Origin of the sequence: Tenggerimyces flavus, from assembly GCF_016907715.1 — a bacterium.
Taxonomy (GTDB): Bacteria; Actinomycetota; Actinomycetes; order Propionibacteriales; family Actinopolymorphaceae; genus Tenggerimyces; species Tenggerimyces flavus.
Genome location: NZ_JAFBCM010000001.1, coordinates 985,735 through 1,003,485 on the forward strand (window position 1 = coordinate 985,735; position 17,751 = coordinate 1,003,485).

The 17,751-nt window shown below is 70.1% G+C and carries 10 protein-coding genes; 7 read left to right on the forward strand and 3 right to left on the reverse strand.

Annotation, left to right across the window (positions count from 1 at the left end):
• The first annotated feature begins 20 nt into the window (after window positions 1-20).
• The 4 genes from JOD67_RS04730 to JOD67_RS04745 all read left to right on the forward strand — a co-directional run bounded on the left by JOD67_RS04730 (window position 21) and on the right by JOD67_RS04745 (window position 5,166).
• Window positions 21-620, forward strand: coding sequence for a flavin reductase family protein (locus JOD67_RS04730; RefSeq protein ID WP_205115592.1), 600 nt, complete (start codon window positions 21-23; stop codon window positions 618-620).
• 43 nt (window positions 621-663) lie between these two features.
• Window positions 664-2,190: an MDR family MFS transporter gene (locus JOD67_RS04735; protein ID WP_307782276.1), complete on the forward strand. Its 1,527-nt coding sequence runs from the start codon at window positions 664-666 to the stop codon at window positions 2,188-2,190.
• A 157-nt stretch (window positions 2,191-2,347) separates the two neighbouring features.
• Entirely contained in the window at window positions 2,348-4,492 is a 2,145-nt protein-coding gene (locus tag JOD67_RS04740) for an anthranilate synthase component I (RefSeq protein ID WP_205115594.1), read from the forward strand.
• On the forward strand, window positions 4,489-5,166 hold the full coding sequence (locus tag JOD67_RS04745; protein WP_239553723.1) for a hypothetical protein: 678 nt from the start codon (window positions 4,489-4,491) through the stop codon (window positions 5,164-5,166). Before JOD67_RS04740 ends, JOD67_RS04745 begins: the two co-directional genes overlap by 4 nt.
• On the opposite strand, the gene JOD67_RS04750 is transcribed toward JOD67_RS04745, so the two are convergent.
• Window positions 5,148-6,047 carry an ornithine cyclodeaminase family protein gene (locus JOD67_RS04750; RefSeq protein WP_205115595.1) on the reverse strand — a complete coding sequence of 300 codons (900 nt, stop codon included), beginning with the start codon at window positions 6,045-6,047 and terminating at the stop codon, window positions 5,148-5,150. The genes JOD67_RS04745 and JOD67_RS04750 overlap by 19 nt on opposite strands.
• Window positions 6,048-6,118: 71 nt before the next feature.
• On the opposite strand from JOD67_RS04750, the gene JOD67_RS04755 reads away from it, so the two are divergent.
• Window positions 6,119-8,944, forward strand: coding sequence for an FAD-binding and (Fe-S)-binding domain-containing protein (locus tag JOD67_RS04755; protein WP_307782277.1), 2,826 nt, complete (start codon window positions 6,119-6,121; stop codon window positions 8,942-8,944).
• Here JOD67_RS04755 and JOD67_RS04760 read toward each other — a convergent pair.
• Window positions 8,915-9,721, reverse strand: a complete 807-nt coding sequence (locus JOD67_RS04760) for an aldo/keto reductase (RefSeq protein ID WP_205115596.1) — start codon at window positions 9,719-9,721, stop codon at window positions 8,915-8,917. The genes JOD67_RS04755 and JOD67_RS04760 overlap by 30 nt on opposite strands.
• A 73-nt stretch (window positions 9,722-9,794) precedes the next feature.
• On the opposite strand from JOD67_RS04760, the gene JOD67_RS04765 reads away from it, so the two are divergent.
• Together JOD67_RS04765 and JOD67_RS04770 are read left to right on the forward strand one after the other, a co-directional pair.
• Window positions 9,795-10,703: a LysR family transcriptional regulator gene (locus tag JOD67_RS04765; RefSeq protein ID WP_205115598.1), complete on the forward strand. Its 909-nt coding sequence runs from the start codon at window positions 9,795-9,797 to the stop codon at window positions 10,701-10,703.
• Between the two features lie 81 nt (window positions 10,704-10,784).
• A complete protein-coding gene (locus JOD67_RS04770; protein WP_205115602.1) occupies window positions 10,785-14,504 on the forward strand; it encodes a glycoside hydrolase domain-containing protein in 3,720 nt (1,239 codons plus the stop codon).
• Here JOD67_RS04770 and JOD67_RS04775 read toward each other — a convergent pair.
• Window positions 14,501-17,746, reverse strand: a complete 3,246-nt coding sequence (locus JOD67_RS04775; RefSeq protein WP_205115604.1) for a S41 family peptidase — start codon at window positions 17,744-17,746, stop codon at window positions 14,501-14,503. The genes JOD67_RS04770 and JOD67_RS04775 overlap by 4 nt on opposite strands.
• Window positions 17,747-17,751 lie beyond the last annotated feature (5 nt).

Consider the following 17,751-nt stretch of genomic DNA (forward strand, 5'->3'; position numbering starts at 1 on the left):
TCGCTCCTAGCTTCGAGACCATGACTGCGACGCGGGTGATCACGCCTTCGATCCTCTACTTTGGTACGCCGGTCGTTCTGGTGACGACGACGAACCCGGACGGCACCGCCAACATCTCGCCGATGTCGTCCGCCTGGGCGCTCGGCTCGACCGTCGTCCTCGGGCTCGGCGACGACGGCCAGTGCGTCGCGAACCTGTCCCGCCTCGGCGAGTGCGTGCTCAACCTCCCCTCGGCCGCACTGTGGACGCAGGTGGAACGGATCGCGCCGTTCACCGGCCGCGACCCCGTTCCGGAGGACAAGCAGGCGCGGTACACGTTCGAGCCGGACAAGTTCGGCGCCGCCGGCCTCACCCCGCTCGCCTCGGAGGTGGTCCGCCCGCCGCGCATCGCCGAGTGCCCGCTGCAGCTGGAGGCCGAGGTCGCGTCGATCACACCGGGCAAGGAGGGCGGGTTCGCCATCGTCGAGACCCTGGTACGTCGGGTGCACGCGCACGAGGACGTGACGATCCCCGGCACGAACCACGTGGACACCGCACGCTGGGAGCCGCTGCTGTACGTCTTCCGCCACTACTACGGCACGGGCGAACGGCTGGGCGAGTCGTTCAAGGCCGAGTACTGACGCCAGGAGGGAGAAGTTCCCCCAGCGAACTAAAGTCGGCGAGGTGACGGACGGTTCGGCGCGGCAGACGACGGGGCCCAGCCCTACCCGCAGGGGCCGGGTCGTCACGGCGCTGATGCTGACGATGGCGCTCGCGGCGATGGACACGACGATCGTCGCGACCGCCCTCCCGCAGGTGGTCGGCGACCTCGGTGGGCTGGCGTACTTCTCCTGGCTGTTCTCGGTCTACCTGCTCGCCCAGACTGTCACGATCCCGATCTACGGCAAGCTCGCCGACACGTACGGCCGCAAGCGGGTGCTGATCGTCGGCGTGCTGATCTTCTTGCTCGGCTCCGGCCTGTCCGCGCTCTCCTGGGACATGGTCGCGCTGATCGCCTTCCGCGGCATCCAGGGCATCGGCGCCGGCTCGATCGGGGCGGTCGTCACGACGATCGTCGCGGACCTCTACAACCTGAGCGAACGCGGCAAGGTGCAGGGGCGGATGGCGTCCGTCTGGGGCATCTCGGCGGTCGTCGGCCCGACGATGGGCGGCGCGTTCGCCGACTACGCGAGCTGGCGGTGGGTGTTCCTCGTCAACCTGCCGGTCGGTGCCGCGGCGCTCGCGCTGATCGTTCGCTACCTGCACGAGAAGGTGCCGGAACGCACCCGACATCGCGTCGACTATCTCGGCGCCGCGCTGGTGATGACGACCGCCGGGCTCTTCGTTTTCGCTTTGCTGCAAGGCGGAACGGCGTGGCCATGGCTGTCCGCACCGAGCTTCATAGTCTTCGGCTGCTTCGCGCTCGCCGCCGCGGCGACGGTGATCGTCGAACGTCGTGCCGCCGAACCGATCGTCCCGGGTTGGGTGTGGTCGCGCCGTACGTTGCTCGGCGGCAATCTCACGATGGCCTGCCTCGGGTTGCTGGTGATCGGGCCGAGCGCGTACCTCCCGACGTACGGCCAGGGCGTCCTCGGACTCTCCGCGATCGTCGCCGGCCTCGTGCTCGCGACGATGAGCATGACCTGGCCGATCGCGGCGTCGCAGGCGAACAAGCTCTACCTGCGGATCGGCTTCCGCGACACCAGCCTGATCGGCGTCGCCCTGTGCCTGGTGGCGATCGCGATCTTCCTCCTCCAGCCGGCCACGCCGTCGGTGTGGCCGGTCGTCGCGTCCACGCTCGTGCTCGGCGCGGGCTGCGGCCTGCTGTCGGTGCCGACGCTCGTCGGCATCCAGTCGCACGTGGAGTGGAACGAACGCGGCGTGGCGACCAGCTCGATCATGTTCAACCGGTTCCTCGGCCAGAGCATCGGCGCCGCGGTGTTCGGGGCGATCGCGAACGCCACGCTGGTCCGCGCGTTGGCCGACGCGCCGGCCGGGCTGCGTGGCGAGCTGCCGAAGGACCTGAACGGGATCTCGGAGGTGCTCGACGGCGCGAACGGCCCGGCGATGACGTACCTGCGGACCGCGATCGAGGCGGCGACCCACAACGTCTACCTCGGCCTCACCGTCGCCGCCCTCCTCGGCGTTGTCGTGCTGCTGTTCGTCATGCCGCGCAAGATCACCGTGGTGTCTCACGACAACAGCCAGTAGAGTGCGGCGCTATGGGTACGCGAATGCAGCAGCAGTGGTGGCGCCGCCTCTAGGGCGGGTGCCAACCCCTTCGCGTACGACAGCGACCGCCCTTGCCGGCGGTCGTTTTCGTGTGTGCCCATCCGGCAAGGGCCTGTTCACAGGAGGCCTTTCCGAGATGGATCACCAGTACGAGACCGCCGGCGGCATCACCGTCCACCGGCACGCGACCCCCGCGGACGGCGCGACGCTGGCCGAGCTCGCGGTCGAGCTCGACGAACGCCGCGGCGCCATCCTCAGCTCCGGCGTGGAGTATCCGGGCCGCTACACCAGATGGCACGTCGGGTACGTCGACCCGCCGCTCGAGCTGGTCGCGCGCGGCCGGTCGGTCGAGGTGCGAACCCACAGCGCGCGCGGGCGGGTGCTCCTGCCCGCGCTCGCCGAGGTGCTGCGGCCGGTCGGCGAGGTCGTCTCCGAGTGCGAGAAGACGTTCACGCTCTACATCCCGCCAGGGACCGAGGCCTTCGAGGAGGAGGACCGGAGCCGGCAGCCGACGGTCTTCTCCGCGCTGCGGGCCGTGGTCGACGCGTTCGCGAGCCCGTCGGATGAGCACCTGGGGTTGTACGGCGCGTTCGGGTACGACCTCGCGTTCCAGTTCGACCCGGTCCGGCTCAGGCACGCGCGGGACGCGGAGCATCGCGACCTCGTGCTGCACCTGCCCGACGAACTGCTGGTGTGGGACCGGCGCCGCGAGACGTGCATGCGCTACACGTACGACTTCACCGTCGGCGACCGCTCGACCGTCGGGCTGCCGCGCGGCACCGAGCCCAGCCCGCCAGCGCCTCGACGCGCTGTTCCCGAGCGGCAGCCGCGCGGCACGTACGCGCAGGTGGTCCGCGACGCGAAGGAGTACTTCCGCCGCGGTGACCTGTTCGAGGTCGTGCCCGGGCACAAGCTGTACGGCACGTGTGACCGGCCGGCCGCGTTCTACGAACGGCTGCGCACGCAGAACCCCGCGCCGTACGAGTTCCTGTTCAACCTCGGCGCGGGCGAGTTCCTCGTCGGCGCCTCGCCGGAGATGTACGTCCGCGTCGCGCCGTCCGTGCCCGGCGTACCGCAGCGGATCGAGACCTGTCCGATCTCCGGCACGATCAAGCGCGGCACCGACGCGCTGGAGGACGCCGAGCAGATCCGTACATTGCTGAACTCCACGAAGGACGAGTCGGAGCTCACCATGTGCACCGACGTCGACCGCAACGACAAGGCGCGGGTCTGTGTCCCGGGGTCGGTGCGCATCCTCGCCCGTCGCCAGATCGAGCTGTACAGCAGGCTGATCCACACGGTCGACCACCTCGAGGGTCGGCTGCGGCCCGGGCTGGACGCGTTCGACGCGTTCCTCACGCACATGTGGGCGGTGACGGTGACCGGCGCGCCGAAGCTGTGGGCGATGCAGTTCATCGAGGAGCACGAGGCGCTGCCGCGGCGCTGGTACGGCGGCGCGGTGGGGTTCGTCGGGTTCGACGGCTCGATGAACACCGGGCTCACGTTGCGTACCGCGCACATCGAAGGCGGCGTGGCGACGATCCACGTCGGGTCCACGCTGCTGTTCGACTCCGATCCGGAGGCAGAGGAGGCGGAGACCGAGCTGAAGGCGAGCGCGCTGTTGGGCGCTCTGACGCCGCCGGCTCCCGTCTCGGCGCACGCTCTGCTGCGGGAGCAGCCGGGCGCCGGCATGGACGTGCTGGTCGTCGACCTGGAGGACTCGTTCGTCCACACCCTTGGGGATTACTTCCGGCAGCAGGGCGCGCGCGTCCGTACGCTTCGACATGGACGGGCGTTGGAGGCGTTGCGGTCGTCGTCGCCGGATCTCGTCGTGCTGTCGCCCGGGCCGGGGCAGCCGTCGGACTTCGACTGCGCGGGGTTGATGGCGTTGCTGGACGAGCGGGGGCTGCCGACGTTCGGCGTCTGCCTCGGCATGCAGGCGATGCTGGAGGCGCGCGGTACGTCGCTGTCGCAGCTGGAGACGCCAGCGCACGGGAAGCCGGGCCGCATCCGCGTGCTGGGCGGCTCGCTGCTCGACGGGCTCGGCGAGGAGTTCACGGCCGGGCGCTACCACTCGCTGCACGCGAGGCCGGCCGAAGTGAAGGGGTACGAGGTCACCGCGGTGCTCGACCAGGTCGCGATGGCGATCGAGGACCCGGTGCGGCGGCAGTGGGGCGTGCAGTTCCATCCCGAGTCGATCCTCACGGCGTCCGGCGGAACGGGACACCGGCTGATCGCGAACCTGCTCACCCAGTGCTCGCTCGCGGCGGTGGATCGATGAGCACGATGCTGGTCACGTCCCGGTCGTTCACCGAGTACTCCGCGTTCTTCGACCTGCCAACTCCCTTGCCCGCTTCGATCCTGGACTGTTCGGCCGGCGGCTCGGGTTTCACCGCGGTCGCCGCTTCGCACGGGGTCGACGCCGTCGCGCTGGATCCCGCGTACGCGATGGCACCGGCCGAGCTCGGCTCGCACGTGCGGAAGAGCAACACGGGTGGCACGCAGATGGTCGCGGACAACGCGGACGCCTTCGTGTGGGGGTGGTACGGCTCCCGGTCGCGCCGCGACGAGCTGCGGGCGGAGGCCGCCGAGGTGTTCGTCGAGGACCTGGCGTCGCATCCGGAGCGGTACGTCGCGGGCTCGCTGCCCGTGCTGCCGTTCGCCGACGGGCGATTCGAGCTGGCGTTGTGCTCGCATCTGCTGTTCACCTGGGCGAACCAGTTCCCCGAGTCGTGGCACCTCTCCTCGTTGCGCGAGCTGGCCCGGGTGGCGCGCGAGGTGCGGGTGTTCCCCTTGGTGCACCAGGCGGACGCGGCACCGATCCCGTTCCTCGCGCCGCTGCTCTCCGCGCTGGAGGCCGAGGGCGTGGCTTCGGAGATCCGGCGAGTGCCGTACGAGTTCCAGCGTGGAGCGGACGAGATGCTGGTGCTCTCGGGTCAGGCGAGCCAGTCGTAGCGCGTGCCTGTGTCGGTCGTTTGGGCTGCCTGGTAGGCGATCCAGGACATCGCGAGGTCCTGCCAGGGCAGCCCGACGGGCGCGTAGACGGTGCGTTCGGTGGTGTCGCGCCGGCCTTCGGCGTGTCCGTTGACGACATCGGCCAGCGTGGCAGCGGCGTTCGTCGTGCCGACGTTCGCGGCGAGCTGCACGTCGTCGACGATCACCCGGCTGGTCGCGAACACGTCGCCGGCGAGCTCGACCTTGCCGGGCTCGTCGGCGCCGAGGCTGGTGAGGTGCATGCTGTCGCGTACGTCTTGCGCGGTGAGGATTGGCGCGCGGGACCAGGTGGCGAGCACGACGACGTCCGCTTGTGCCGCGAGGTCGCGCGACGAGTCGACGACGGTCGCTTGGTGGAACGCGCGGGCTCGTTCGGCGTCGGTGTCGTACGCGATCAGGTCGAACTCGCGGAGCTGCCGGAGGCCACGTACGACCAGGTCGGCCTGCGCGCCGGCGCCGATCACGCCGACCGTCTCCGCGTCTGGTCGCGCGAGCAGGTGCGTGCCGAGGGCGGCTGCGAGACCCGTGCGCCAGGCCGTGATGGTGGCGGAGTCGAGGACGGCGAGCAGCTCGCCGGTCCCGAGGTCGTGCAGGCAGACGACCCCGCGTAGGGCCGGATGCGCAGCGGGGAACTTCGCGTTCGCCTTGACCGTGTACGCCGGGATGCCGTCGACGAGCCCGGGAATGAGCGCCGTCGCGGTCCCCGGCCCAGGCAATTCCGTCCGCACCCGCTGCGCCACGACCGCGGTCGGCTCGGCGGCGAAGCCCGCGCGGATCGCCTCCAGCCCGGCTTCGACCGTGAGGAGGCCGAGCAGATCGGTGCGGTTCAGCAGCAACGTCATCCGGTGGGGTCCAGGATCGGGCTGTCGTGCACCTCATCAGTCATGACAGCGACCCTGGCATAGTGACAGGCGTGTCGTTGCAGGTGGAGCTCGAACGAGTCGTCCAGGGTCAGGTGCGCTTCGACACCACCACTCGCGCGGTCTTCGCGGTCGACGCCTCCAACTACCGCCACGTACCCCTCGCCGTCGTGCAGCCGCGTGAGGTCGACGACGTCCTCGCGGCGGTCGATGTGTGCGACCGGCTCGGCGTGCCGCTGTTGCCACGCGGCGCTGGTACGAGCATCGGCGGGCAGGCGATCAACGAGGCCGTCGTGCTCGACTTCTCCCGCCACCTCAACCGAGTCCTGAGCATCGACCCCGGCAAGCGCACCGCTCGGGTGCAGCCGGGTACGGTGCTCGACGATCTGCGCAAGGCAGCAGCTCCGCACGGGCTCACGTTCGGACCTGACCCGTCCACGCACAGCCGCTGCACGCTCGGCGGGATGATCGGCAACAACGCCTGCGGCTCGCATTCGGTCGCGTGGGGCAAGACGGTCGACAACGTCGAGTCGCTCGATGTCCTGCTGGCCGACGGCACCCGCCTCACGCTCGGACCCTCGACCCCTGACCACGAGGTCGTACGCAAGCTGCGAGCGCTCGGCGACCGCTACGGCGCGCTGGTCCGCGACGCGTTCCCCCAGCTCACGCGCCGCGTGTCCGGCTACAACCTCGACCAGCTGCTGCCCGAGAACGGCTTCCACCTGGCCAAGGCGATCGTCGGCACCGAGGGCACCTGCGTCACGATCCTCGAGGCCGAGGTCACGCTCGTCGATGCTCCGAAGGCGCGAGCGCTCGCCGTCCTCGGCTTCCCGGACGCGTTCGTCGCTGCCGACCACGTGCTGCCTATCCTCGACCTGAAGCCGCTCACGATCGAGAGTGTCGACGCGGCGATCGTCGCGATCGCGCGGCGTCGTTCGCCGGCCAACCCGGCGCTGGACGGGCTCCCGCAGGGCGGCGCGTGGCTGTACGTCGAGACCGGCGGCGACACGCTCGCCGAGGCAGAGGCCCAGGCGCGCGAGATCGCGCGGGCGGTCGACTCGACGCACGCGATCGTCACCGATCCCGCGGTCATGCGGGCGATCTGGCGCGTCCGCGAGGAGGGCGCGGGTACGGCGACGCGGCTGCCCGACGGCAGCGAGGCGTGGCCGGGTTGGGAGGACGCGGCCGTCCCGCCCGAGCGGCTCGGCTCGTACCTGCGCGGCTTCGACGGCCTGCTGCGCGAGCACAAACGGCAGGGCCTCTACTACGGCCACTTCGGCGACGGCTGCATCCACGTTCGCATCGACTTCGACCTGCTCACGGCGCCTGGGATCAAGGGGTTCCGGCGGTTCATGGAGGACGCGGCGGACCTCGTGGTCGCGCACGGCGGGTCGCTCTCGGGCGAGCACGGCGACGGTCAGGCGCGGGCGGAGCTGCTCGCGCGGATGTACCCGCCGGAGCTGCTGGCGGCCTTCGGCGAGTTCAAGGCGATCTGGGATCCGCGCGGGCTGATGAACCCGCATCGGATCGTGGAGCCCGCCAAGCTCGACGACGACGTGCGGGTGTTCCTCGGGACGCCGAAGATCAACGGGGACACGACGTTCGCGTTCTCCCACGACCGGGACGGCTTCTTCGGCGCGACCCGGCGCTGCGTCGGCGTGGGCAAGTGCGTCGCGTCCGACGGCGGGGTGATGTGCCCGTCGTACCGGGCGACCCGCGAGGAGCAGCACTCGACGCGCGGCCGGGCTCGGCTGCTGTTCGAGATGGCGAGCGGGCAGCTGGTGGAGGACGGCTGGCGTTCGACCGAGGTACGGGACGCGCTCGACCTCTGCCTGTCCTGCAAGGGCTGCAAGACCGACTGCCCGGTGAACGTGGACATGGCGACGTACAAGGCGGAGTTCCTCAGCAAGCACTACGAAGGTCGGGTGCGGCCGGCGTCGCACTACTCGATGGGCTGGCTGCCGACCTGGCTGCGGCTCGGGTCGCCGTTCGCTCGGGTGGTGAACGCGCTGACCTCGGCGCGGCCGGTGGCGTGGCTGGCGAAACGGCTCGGCGGGATCGCGGCGGAACGGGCCATCCCGCGGTTCGCCGTCGGCTCGCTCGTGCGCCGGCTGCGCGGCCGCCCCGCTCCGGACCTGCCGCCCGACGCGCCGCGGGTGCTGCTGTGGCCGGACACGTTCACGAACTACTTCGACCCCGCGCTCGGCGAGGACGCGTACGCGGTGCTGACGTCCCTCGGTTACCGGGTGGACGTGCCGCGCGGTCCGGTCTGCTGCGGGCTGACGTGGGTGTCGACGGGCCAACTGGGCAAGGCGAAACGCGTTCTCCGTCGTACGCTCCGCACGCTGCGGCCATGGCTCACCGCGGGCGTGCCGGTGGTCGGGCTGGAGCCGAGCTGTACGGCGTTGTTCCGCGGCGAGCTGACCGACCTGCTGCCCGGCGACGCCGATGCCGTGCGGCTGAAGGAGCAGACGAAGACGCTCGCCGAGGTGCTCGCTGCGCATCCCGCAAAGTTCCACGTGAAACGTTCCGGGCAGAAGGCGATGGTCCAGGTGCACTGCCACCAGCACGCGGAGCTCGGCTTCAATGCCGATCGCGACGTGCTGGCGAAGCTCGGCGTCGAGGCCGAGGTGCTGGACTCGGGTTGCTGTGGGCTGGCCGGCAACTTCGGCTTCGAGCAGGGGCACTACGACGTGTCGATGGCGTGCGCGGAGCGGGTGCTGCTGCCGGCCGTGCGCGGCGCGGAGGAGTCGGTCGCGGTGTTGGCGGACGGCTTCAGCTGCCGTACGCAGGTGCGCCAGGCGGGACTGCGCGAGCCCGTTCACCTGGCGCAGCTGGCTGCTCGAGCGCTAGGAGTGGACGGTCACTCCGCCGAGTAGCTTGCGGTCCTCGTCGGTCAGCTCCAGGTCGACGGCGGCGAGGTTGTCCTCGAGGTGCTCGCGCTTCGACGTACCCGGGATCGGCAGCATGACCGGCGACCGGGCCAGCAGCCAGGCGAGCGCGACACGGGTGGTCGAGACGCCGTGCTTCTTCGCGACCTGCTCGAGCGCGTCGTCGGGCGTGCGGGCGCTCGGCTGCACCGGGAGCCAGGGCAGGAACGCGATGCCCTTCGCCTCGCAGTAGTCGAGAACGGTCTCCGACCGGCGCTGGCTGAGGTTGTAGAGGTTCTGCACGCTGACGATCGGCGTGATCGCGTTCGCCGCCTCGATCTCGTCGATGCCTACCTCGGACAGGCCGACGTGGCGGACCTTGCCCTCGTCCTGCAGCCGCTTGAGCGCGCCGAGCTGTTCCTCGAACGGGACCTTCGGGTCGACGCGGTGCAGCTGGAACAGGTCGATGCGCTCGAGCCTGAGCCGCCGGAGGCTGAGCTCGGCCTGTTGCCGGAGGTACTCGGGACGGCCGAGCGGGATCCAGTCGTCGCCGGGGTGCGCCTGACCGGCCTTGGTGCCGATGACCAGGTCTTTCGCGTACGGGTGCAGGGCTTCGGCGATCAGTTCCTCGTTCTGGCCGAGATGGTACGAGTCCGCGGTGTCGACGAAGGTGACCCCGAGCTCGACGGCGCGACGGAGGATCTGCTTCGAGGTCTCGCGGTCGGACAGCTTGAGGCGGAGTGCGCCGAAGCCGAGCCGGTGGACGGTGAGGTCGCCGAGGTTCATGCGGTCGAGCCTGGCGGCGGTCGATCGTTTAGACAAGCGAGACTTTCTCCCTGGTTCTGCTTAGCATTGCTACGTGCTCAACCTCGAACGGCTTCGCGTACTGCACGCTGTCTCCTCGACCGGCTCGGTGCGCGGCGCGGCGGAGTGGCTGCACGTCACGACGTCCGCGGTGTCGCAGCAGATCGACCGGCTGGAGCGCGAGGTCGGGCAGCCGCTGGTCGAGCGGCAGGGGCGGGGCGTACGGCTCACCGAGGCGGGCGTGGTGCTCGCCGCGCACGCCGCCTCGCTGCTGGCGGAGGTCGAGCGAGTCGAGGCCGACCTCGCCGAACGGGCAGGCGCGGTGGTCGGGCGGGTGACGGTCGCCGCCTTCGCGACGGCCGCGCGCGGGCTGTTGCCGTCGGCGCTGCGGTCGTTGCGCACGACGTACTCGCGGCTGACCGTACGGCTGACCGAGCTGGAGCCGACCGACGCGCTGCCGCTGCTGCTGCGCGGCGAGGTGGACGTCGCGGTCGTGCAGGACTGGGCCGAGGCGCCGCTCGACCTACCGGACGGGCTCGCGACGCGGGACCTGCTCTCCGACGTGCTGGACGCCGCGCTGCCGTCGTCGCATCCGCTGGCCGACAAGGAGTCGATCGGGCTCGCGGACCTGGCGGGTTCGGACTGGGTGATGTGGACGAGCGGTCAGATCTGCAACTCGTGGATCGAGGACTCGCTGCGTTCGGAGGGCGTACGTCCGGACGTGATCCACACCGCGTCCGAGCACTCGACCCAGCTCGCCCTCGTCGCCGCCGGCGTGGGCGTCGCGATCATCCCCCGCCTCGGCCGCGAGCCGGTGCCCGCCGACGTACGCATCGTCCCTACGTCGCCCCCGCTGACCCGCCGAGTCTTCGCCGTCTGGCGCGCCAGCACCACCCGCCGCCCAACAATCGGCGCGGTGCTGGACGCGCTCACCGAGGCGGCGTCCGATCCCGGACGGTCCTGACCGCGACCGGCGCCCTGACCGCTCAGCCAGCCGGCCCTCCCTAGCCTTGTGGACACCGCCGGAACCGGGGGAGGTCCAGCAATGCGACCGTCCAAGCTGTGGTCCGTGATCGCCGGCTCTGTCGTGGCCGGGCTCCTCGTCGCCGCACCGGCGACGTCCGCTCCGCCCGACTACGTCAGCCAGGTGAACCCGTGGGTCGAGGCCGACCTCGGGAGGTTCTTCTTCTTCCAGTCGGCCACGAACCCGTTCGGGCTGGTGAAGCTGCGGCCCGACGCCCGAACGGACGGCGCCTGGTCGGTGGGCTACGGCAAGAGCGCCAAGGTCGTGAAGGGCTTCAGCCACCTGCACGAGTGGACGATCTCCGGCGTGCAGGTGATGCCGACCTCCGGCGCGAGCGTGCCCAAGCTCGAAGGCGACGCGGGCTGGGAGTCACCCGTTCGCCATGACGCGAGCGAGGTCGCGCGGCCGGGCTACCACCGGCTGGTGCTCGACCGGTACGGCATCACTGCCGAGCTGGCGGCCACGGATCGGGTCGGCCTGCACCGCTACACGTACGCGAAGGCGGGTCCGAGCGAGATCCTGGTCAACCTCGGTGGTCCGCTGGGCGAGGCCGTCATGGAGAACGCGACCGTGACCAAGGTGAGCTCCCGTGAGCTGGCCGGGTTCGTCGTCCAGCGCGGCGGGAAGACCCAGGTGCACTTCAACATCACGTTCGACCGGCCGTTCGACTCGCTGCGCGGCTGGGCGAACGGTGCGCTGGTGAACGGTGGCGCGCCCGTCGACAAGGTGTCCGGGCCGAACAGCGGCGTGTACGTGAAGTACGACAACGTCAAGGCTGGCGAGCAGCTGCAGATGAAGGTGGCGCTCTCGTTCACCGGCGCCTCTGGCGCGCTGCGCAACCGGCAGCTCGAGCTGCCTGGTTGGAACTTCGACGCCGTCGAGGCTGCGTCACGAGCGCGGTGGAACTCCCTGCTCGGGCGGATCGATGTGAAGGGCGGCACGCAGCAGCAGCGCACGAAGTTCTACACCGACCTGTTCCACGTGCTCTGCGGGCGCGGGATGGCGAGTGACGCGGACGGCAAGTACCTCGACGACACCTGGGACCACAACCAGGTCAAGCAGCTTCCGCTCGACAAGCGCGGGAAGCCGGAGTTCGCGATGTACAACTACGACGCGCTCTGGCTGACTCAGTGGAACGTGAACTCGATCCTCGGTCTCGCCTATCCGGAGATCTACAGCGGCTTCGTCCGTTCCCAGCTGCAGATGTTCCGCGACGGCGGACTGTTGCCCCGCGGGCCGGCAGCGGGCGACGACACCCTCGTGATGACCGGCAACCCGGTTGCCTCGTTCATCACCGGCGCGTGGAACAAGGGCATCCGCGACTACGACATCGACCTTGCGTACAAGGCGATGCTCGACGCCCAGTCGGTCGGCGGGTTGTTCGACAAGGCTTGGTTCGACTACACGAACTTCGGTACCGGCGGCATCCGGCAGTACCTCGACAAGGGGTACGTCCCGACCGGGTTCAACGGGCAGGGGACGGGCCAGACACTGGAGTACGCGCACCAGGACTGGGCGCTCTCGCAACTGGCGAAGCAGCTGGGCAAGGTCGGCATCAACGCTTCGCAGTACGCGACCGTTGTGGCGTCGTCGGCTCAGGATGCGGCGCACGGCGCCGAGCGCGCCATCGATGGGCGGCCGCTGCGCGCGCCGACGGACGTCGAGTGGCGGTCAAAGGGCGAGCGGAACCCGTGGGTCGAGCTGCGTTGGCCCCAGCCGCGGACGTTGCGGCAGGTCGTACTCAGCGATCGCGCGGACCCTGCCAGCAACGCCAACGGCGGAACGCTGACGTTCTCCGACGGCAGTCCGGTCGCGGTCTCCGGCATCCCCGCTGACGGCTCGGACAAGGTCGTGAAGTTCGCGCCGCGGAAGGTCTCGTCGGTGCGCTTCACCGTGACCGGCGGCTCGGGAGCCAACGTGGGGCTGAACGAGCTCGAGGCCTGGGATGACACGAACGCGTACTCCTATTTGCTGGATCGTTCGCGCAACTGGCGCACGCTGTACGACGAGTCTACCGGCTTCATCCGGCCGCGGAACGCCGACGGCAGCTGGCAGACACCGTTCGACCCTCTGTCGCCGCGGGACTTCGTCGAGGCGAACTCGTGGCAGGCGACCTGGTTCACCACGCACGACGTGATGGGCTTGGCGAACCTGCTGGGCGGGGAGACCGCGTACGCCGACAAGCTCAACTACGCGTTCGTCAGCGCGGAGCCGGTGCGGTTCATCGGCCCGTACGGGCAGGGTTTCGTCAGCTACGGCAACCAGCCGGGGCTGGAGGTGGCGCATCTGTTCAACTACGTCGGCTATCCCTGGCTGTCGCAGTACTGGGTGCGGCAGGTGCGGGAGAAGACGTTCGGCTCGATCGCTCCCGACGACGGCTACGGGCACCACGACGAGGACCAGGGGCAGATGGGCGCGCTGTCCGCGCTGATGGCGATCGGGTTGTTCGAGGTGACCGGTGGTGGGCTTTCGCGGCCGGTGTACGACATCACGTCGCCGATCTTCGACGAGGTCACGATCAAGCTGAATCCTTCGTACTACAAGGGGAAGCAGTTCCGGATCGTCACGCATGGCAACTCGGCTTCGCGTCCGTACATCCAGCGGGCGAAGCTGGACGGCCGGCTACTGCGGGACGCTTGGTTCCGTCATGACCAGCTCGCCGACGGTGGGACCTTGGAGCTCTGGCTCGGGCCAAAGCCCAACAAGCGTTGGGGTGTCGACCGGCTGCCGCCTTCGGAGTCTCGGTCGGCCGGCAAGTCGCCGGTGCTCGCTCGGTCGGTCGTCGTCGAGGGACCGGAGCAGATCGCCACGCCGTACGACGTGGTGGACTTCAACGCCTCGTTCGTACCTGCTGACACGACGCTGAAGGAGGTGTTCTGGTCGGTGCGCGCGCCGGACGGATCGCCCACCGACAAGGCGACGATCGACGTCCGCGGCGTGCTGACCGTCAACCACCGCGACGGCGACGTGCTGGTGACCGCGACGGCTGCCGACAGTGGCCGGGTGGTCTGGCGGAAGCTCGTCCGGATCGCGCTCGATCCCGCGCTGCTGCGGGGGAACGCCTCGCGCTGGCCGGGCGTGACGGCTTCGGCGTCGTCGGAGTACACGTCGGGCTACGTCGCGGAGAAGGTCTTCGACGGCATCGTGGGCCAGCCCGACGCGGGCGACTGGGCGTCGAAGGGCGAGCAGAACCCATGGATCTCGCTGTCGTGGCCGTCACTCGTGCGGACCGATCGGATCGTGCTGTACGACCGGGCGGGCATCGACGACGTGAACGGCGGGACGTTGACGTTCTCCGACGGCAGCTCGCTCGAGGTCAGCGACATCCCGCCGGCGGGCGAGGCGAAGACGGTGACGTTCCCGATGAAGACGTTCGACTCGGTGCGGTTCCAGGTGAAGGGCGGGACGGGGCCGAACAACGGCCTGTCCGAGTTCGAGGTGTACGCCGTGCCGTCTGTCCCGCAGGCGCCGCGCTCGGTCACCGCCGAAGCCGGAGTGGGCTCTGCGACCGTGTCATGGCAGCCGCCGGCGTTCAACGGCGGTGCTCCGGTCATCGCCTACGTGGTGACGCCGTACCACGACGGCAGCGCCCTCGACCCGGTCGTTGTCGAGGCCGACGAGCGCTCAGCCGTCGTGCCCGGCCTCACCGCAGGCGAGCCGTACACGTTCACCGTCACCGCTCGGAGCCTGGCCGGATCGGGTCCGGAATCGCCACCCAGCAACGAGATCCGACCCGGTTAGGAGCGCGGTGGAAGTGGCTGGCGGGTGAGGTTGGGGCGGACGCCGGGGGTTGGGGTGTGGATCGGGTGGGTCGCCAGGAGTTCGCGCGCGACCTCGATCGCCTTGTCCAGTTGCGTATCCACGCCCAGCGCGTAGTCCTGCGGCGCGTTGTCGACCTCGACGTCGGGGTCGGTGCCGTGGTTCTCGACCTGCCAGCCGACGTCGTCGAACGCGAACGAGTACTCCGGTTGCGTCGTCACCGTTCCGTCCGCGAGCGCGTGCCGCGGGGAGATGCCGATCACGCCGCCCCAGGTGCGCTTGCCGAGGAGGGGGCCGAGCTTCAGCAGCTTGAACGCGTGGCAGAACATGTCGCCGTCGGAGCCGGCGAGCTCGTTCGTCAACGCCACCAGGGGTCCGCGGGGTGACTCGTCGGGGTACGGGGTCGGTGGCTCCCAGCGCGCGTAGTCGTAGCCGATCCGCCGGCGGCTGAGTTTCTCCAACAGGAGTTGAGAAACGTACCCGCCGCCGTTGTAGCGGACGTCGATGACCAGACCCTCGCGGTCGTACTCGGCGAGGAAAGCGCGGTGGAACTCCGCGTACCCGTGGTCGCTCATGTCGGGGATGTGGACGTACCCCATTCGCCCGCCGGTCGCCTCGTGCACGTACGCGCGGTTGGCCTCGACCCAGTCGCGGTAGCGGCCGGCACGTTCGCTGTCGATCGCCCGGACGCTGACCGTACGCGGCTCGCCGTCCTCGCGTACGACGGTCAGCTGCACCTCCTGGTCGGCCTGGTTGACCAGCGGCTCACCGGGCAGGACGAGCACGTCGCCGCGCCGGCCGATCGGCTGCCCGTTGATCGCGAGCACCACGTCGCCAACCGCAACGTCGACGCCTGGCCGGTTGAGCGGCGAGGTCGCCTCGCGGTCCCAGGCGTCGCCACCGACGATCCGGCCGACCCAGAACTGGCCGTTCTCCTCGTCGAACTCCCAGTCCACGCCGAGGAAACCCTGCTGGTAGTGCGGGCCGGGCCGGTACTCGCCGCCGCCCTCGTACGCGTGCGACGTCCCGAGCTCGCCCTGCAGCTCCCAGAACAGGTCCGACAGCTCCGAGCGCGTCGCGACCCGGTCGACCAGCGGCAGGTAGCGCTTGTAGACCTCGTCCCACGCGATGCCGGACATGTCCTCGGACCAGAAGTTCTCGCGCTGCAGTCGCCAAGCCTCGCGGAACATCTGCCGCCATTCCGCGCCCGGACGTACGGACACCTTCACGCGGTCGAGGTCGATCCACCCGCTGGCGCGGCCGGGCTCGTCGCCGCTGTCGCCGTCGTCGGACGGCTTCTCCCCCGCCTTGAGCACGCGCAGGCGCTCGCCCGACCTGTAGAGCAGCGTCTGGGCGCTCCGGTCGAGCGCGAACCCGCTCACGCCGTCGACGATGAGCTCCTTCTTCTGTGACTCGTAGTCGAAGCACTCGATCATGCCGCGCGGCTTGTGCCCGTCGGAGTGGTCGCCCTGCACGGGACTGCTGGAGAACAGCACCTTGCCCGCGACGCCGGCGATCTGGTGGTAGCGGCCCTCGGGTACGGGGAACGCGAGCACGCGGCGTTCGATGCCGTCCAGGTCGATCTCGACCGGGTCCGGCTGGTCGCTCTCCGCCTCCTGCTCGGCCTTCTTCTCCTCCTCCGCCTTCTTCTGCGTGGCAGCGGCTTCGCTCACCAGCGGGCGCGGCTCGGGGACGAACGGGCTCGGGAGGTCCTTGCGCAGCGTCACGAGGTATGGGCGGGTGCCGAGCGGGAAGCCGAGGTCGAACTGCAGCGCGTCGTGGACGGGGTTGAAGTCGCGCTGGCCGAGGAAGTAGAGGTACTTGCCGTCGGGGTCGAACGCGGGCGCCCAGTCGGTGAGGACGGGTTTGCTGACCTGGCTTGTCTCGCCGGTTTCGACCTTGCACAGGGTGATGGTTGTGGTTTGGCGGGTGAGCGGCTTGGCGTACGCGAGCCAGCGACCGTCCGGCGACCACGTCACGCCGGCGATGGCACCGGCTTCGCTGCGGTCGAGGCTCCTGGTGCTTGGCTGGTCGTCGGCGAGGTTGGTGAGCATCAGCTCGCCGCGGTGAGTGACGATCGCGACCTGGTCGGAGTGTGGCGCGACCTCGAGCTCGACGACGCGGCCGACGTCGAGCTCGTCCAGCCAGCGTGGCGGCTTCGTACCGTCGGCGGTGAGGATGACGAGGCGTTCGTTCTCGCCCTCGTCGCTGCCGGCGGCGATCAGGCGCTCGTGGTCGTTCAGCCAGCTGAGGTGGCGGTAGCGGACGCCCTCGGGCTCGCCGTGCTGGCGGACCGGGCCCTCCCAGTGGGCGAGGGAGAACGCCTTGCCGCGCGTGGTGAGCGCGAGGTCGCTGCCGTCCGGGCCGAGCGCGACGCCGTCGAGGTAGGTCGCGGGGTCGACGAAGCGGCGGTTGCGTTGCGTTCTGGACGAGCCTGTCTGGACGTCGATTCTGTGGGCGTCGCTCGACGGCTCGAGCAGGTAGAGGTCGGCGGCGCAGTGGTAGACGAGGCGGTAGCCGTCGGTGCTGAGGTTGCGGGCGTAGTAGTCGTCGTGGTCGGTGTGGCGTTGGACGTCCTCGCCTTGCGGGGTGCAGGAGTAGACGTTGCCGACGCCCTCGTGGTCGGAGAGGAAGTAGATGCGGTCGCCGACCCAGCACGGGTTGGCGAGGTTGCCCACGAGGTCGACGAGCGGTTGGAACGTACCTTCGCCGTCCGGGTCGACCCAGAGGCTGCCGGCGGTGCCGCCGCGGTAGCGCTTCCAGCGGGCGGGGTCGCTGGTGTGGCGGCCGAGGACGACGGCTCCGTTGGGGCCTTCGGAGATCGCGGTGGCTGGACCGAGCGGGAGTCGGTGCGGGACGCCGCCTTGGCTGGAGACCTCGTACAGCCAGTCCTCGTTGCGGAACGGGCGGCCGCCTGCGGTCGTGTAGACGATCTTGTCGTCGCGCCAGCCTCGTACGGTCACTCCGGTGCCCTCGTAGGTGAGTCTGCTGGCGGTGCCGCCGTCGCACGGGAGGACGTAGACCTCGCTGGGGCCTTCCTCGCGGCCGACGAACGCGACGCTTGTCCCGTCTGTCGAGAGGCGCGGGTGCGTGGCCTCGGCGACGCCGGCCGTGAGCCGCCAGGCGCGGCCGCCGTGCGCGTCGACGGTCCAGAGGTCGTCCTCGCTGACGAACACGACGGTGTCGCCGTGGATCGTCGGGTAGCGAAGGTAGCCCTCGGTCATGTCCC

Excerpts from the sequence above, each read along its gene's own strand:
- JOD67_RS04760 (WP_205115596.1), bottom strand. The coding sequence starts at position 9,721 with ATGAACCTCGGCGACCTCACCGTCCACCGGCTCGGCTTCGGCGCACTC.
- JOD67_RS04730 (WP_205115592.1), top strand. The coding sequence starts at position 21 with ATGACTGCGACGCGGGTGATCACGCCTTCGATCCTCTACTTTGGTACG.
- JOD67_RS04745 (WP_239553723.1), top strand. The coding sequence starts at position 4,489 with ATGAGCACGATGCTGGTCACGTCCCGGTCGTTCACCGAGTACTCCGCG.
- JOD67_RS04775 (WP_205115604.1), bottom strand. The coding sequence starts at position 17,746 with ATGACCGAGGGCTACCTTCGCTACCCGACGATCCACGGCGACACCGTC.
- JOD67_RS04740 (WP_205115594.1), top strand. The coding sequence starts at position 2,348 with ATGGATCACCAGTACGAGACCGCCGGCGGCATCACCGTCCACCGGCAC.
- JOD67_RS04750 (WP_205115595.1), bottom strand. The coding sequence starts at position 6,047 with ATGACGTTGCTGCTGAACCGCACCGATCTGCTCGGCCTCCTCACGGTC.
- JOD67_RS04770 (WP_205115602.1), top strand. The coding sequence starts at position 10,785 with ATGCGACCGTCCAAGCTGTGGTCCGTGATCGCCGGCTCTGTCGTGGCC.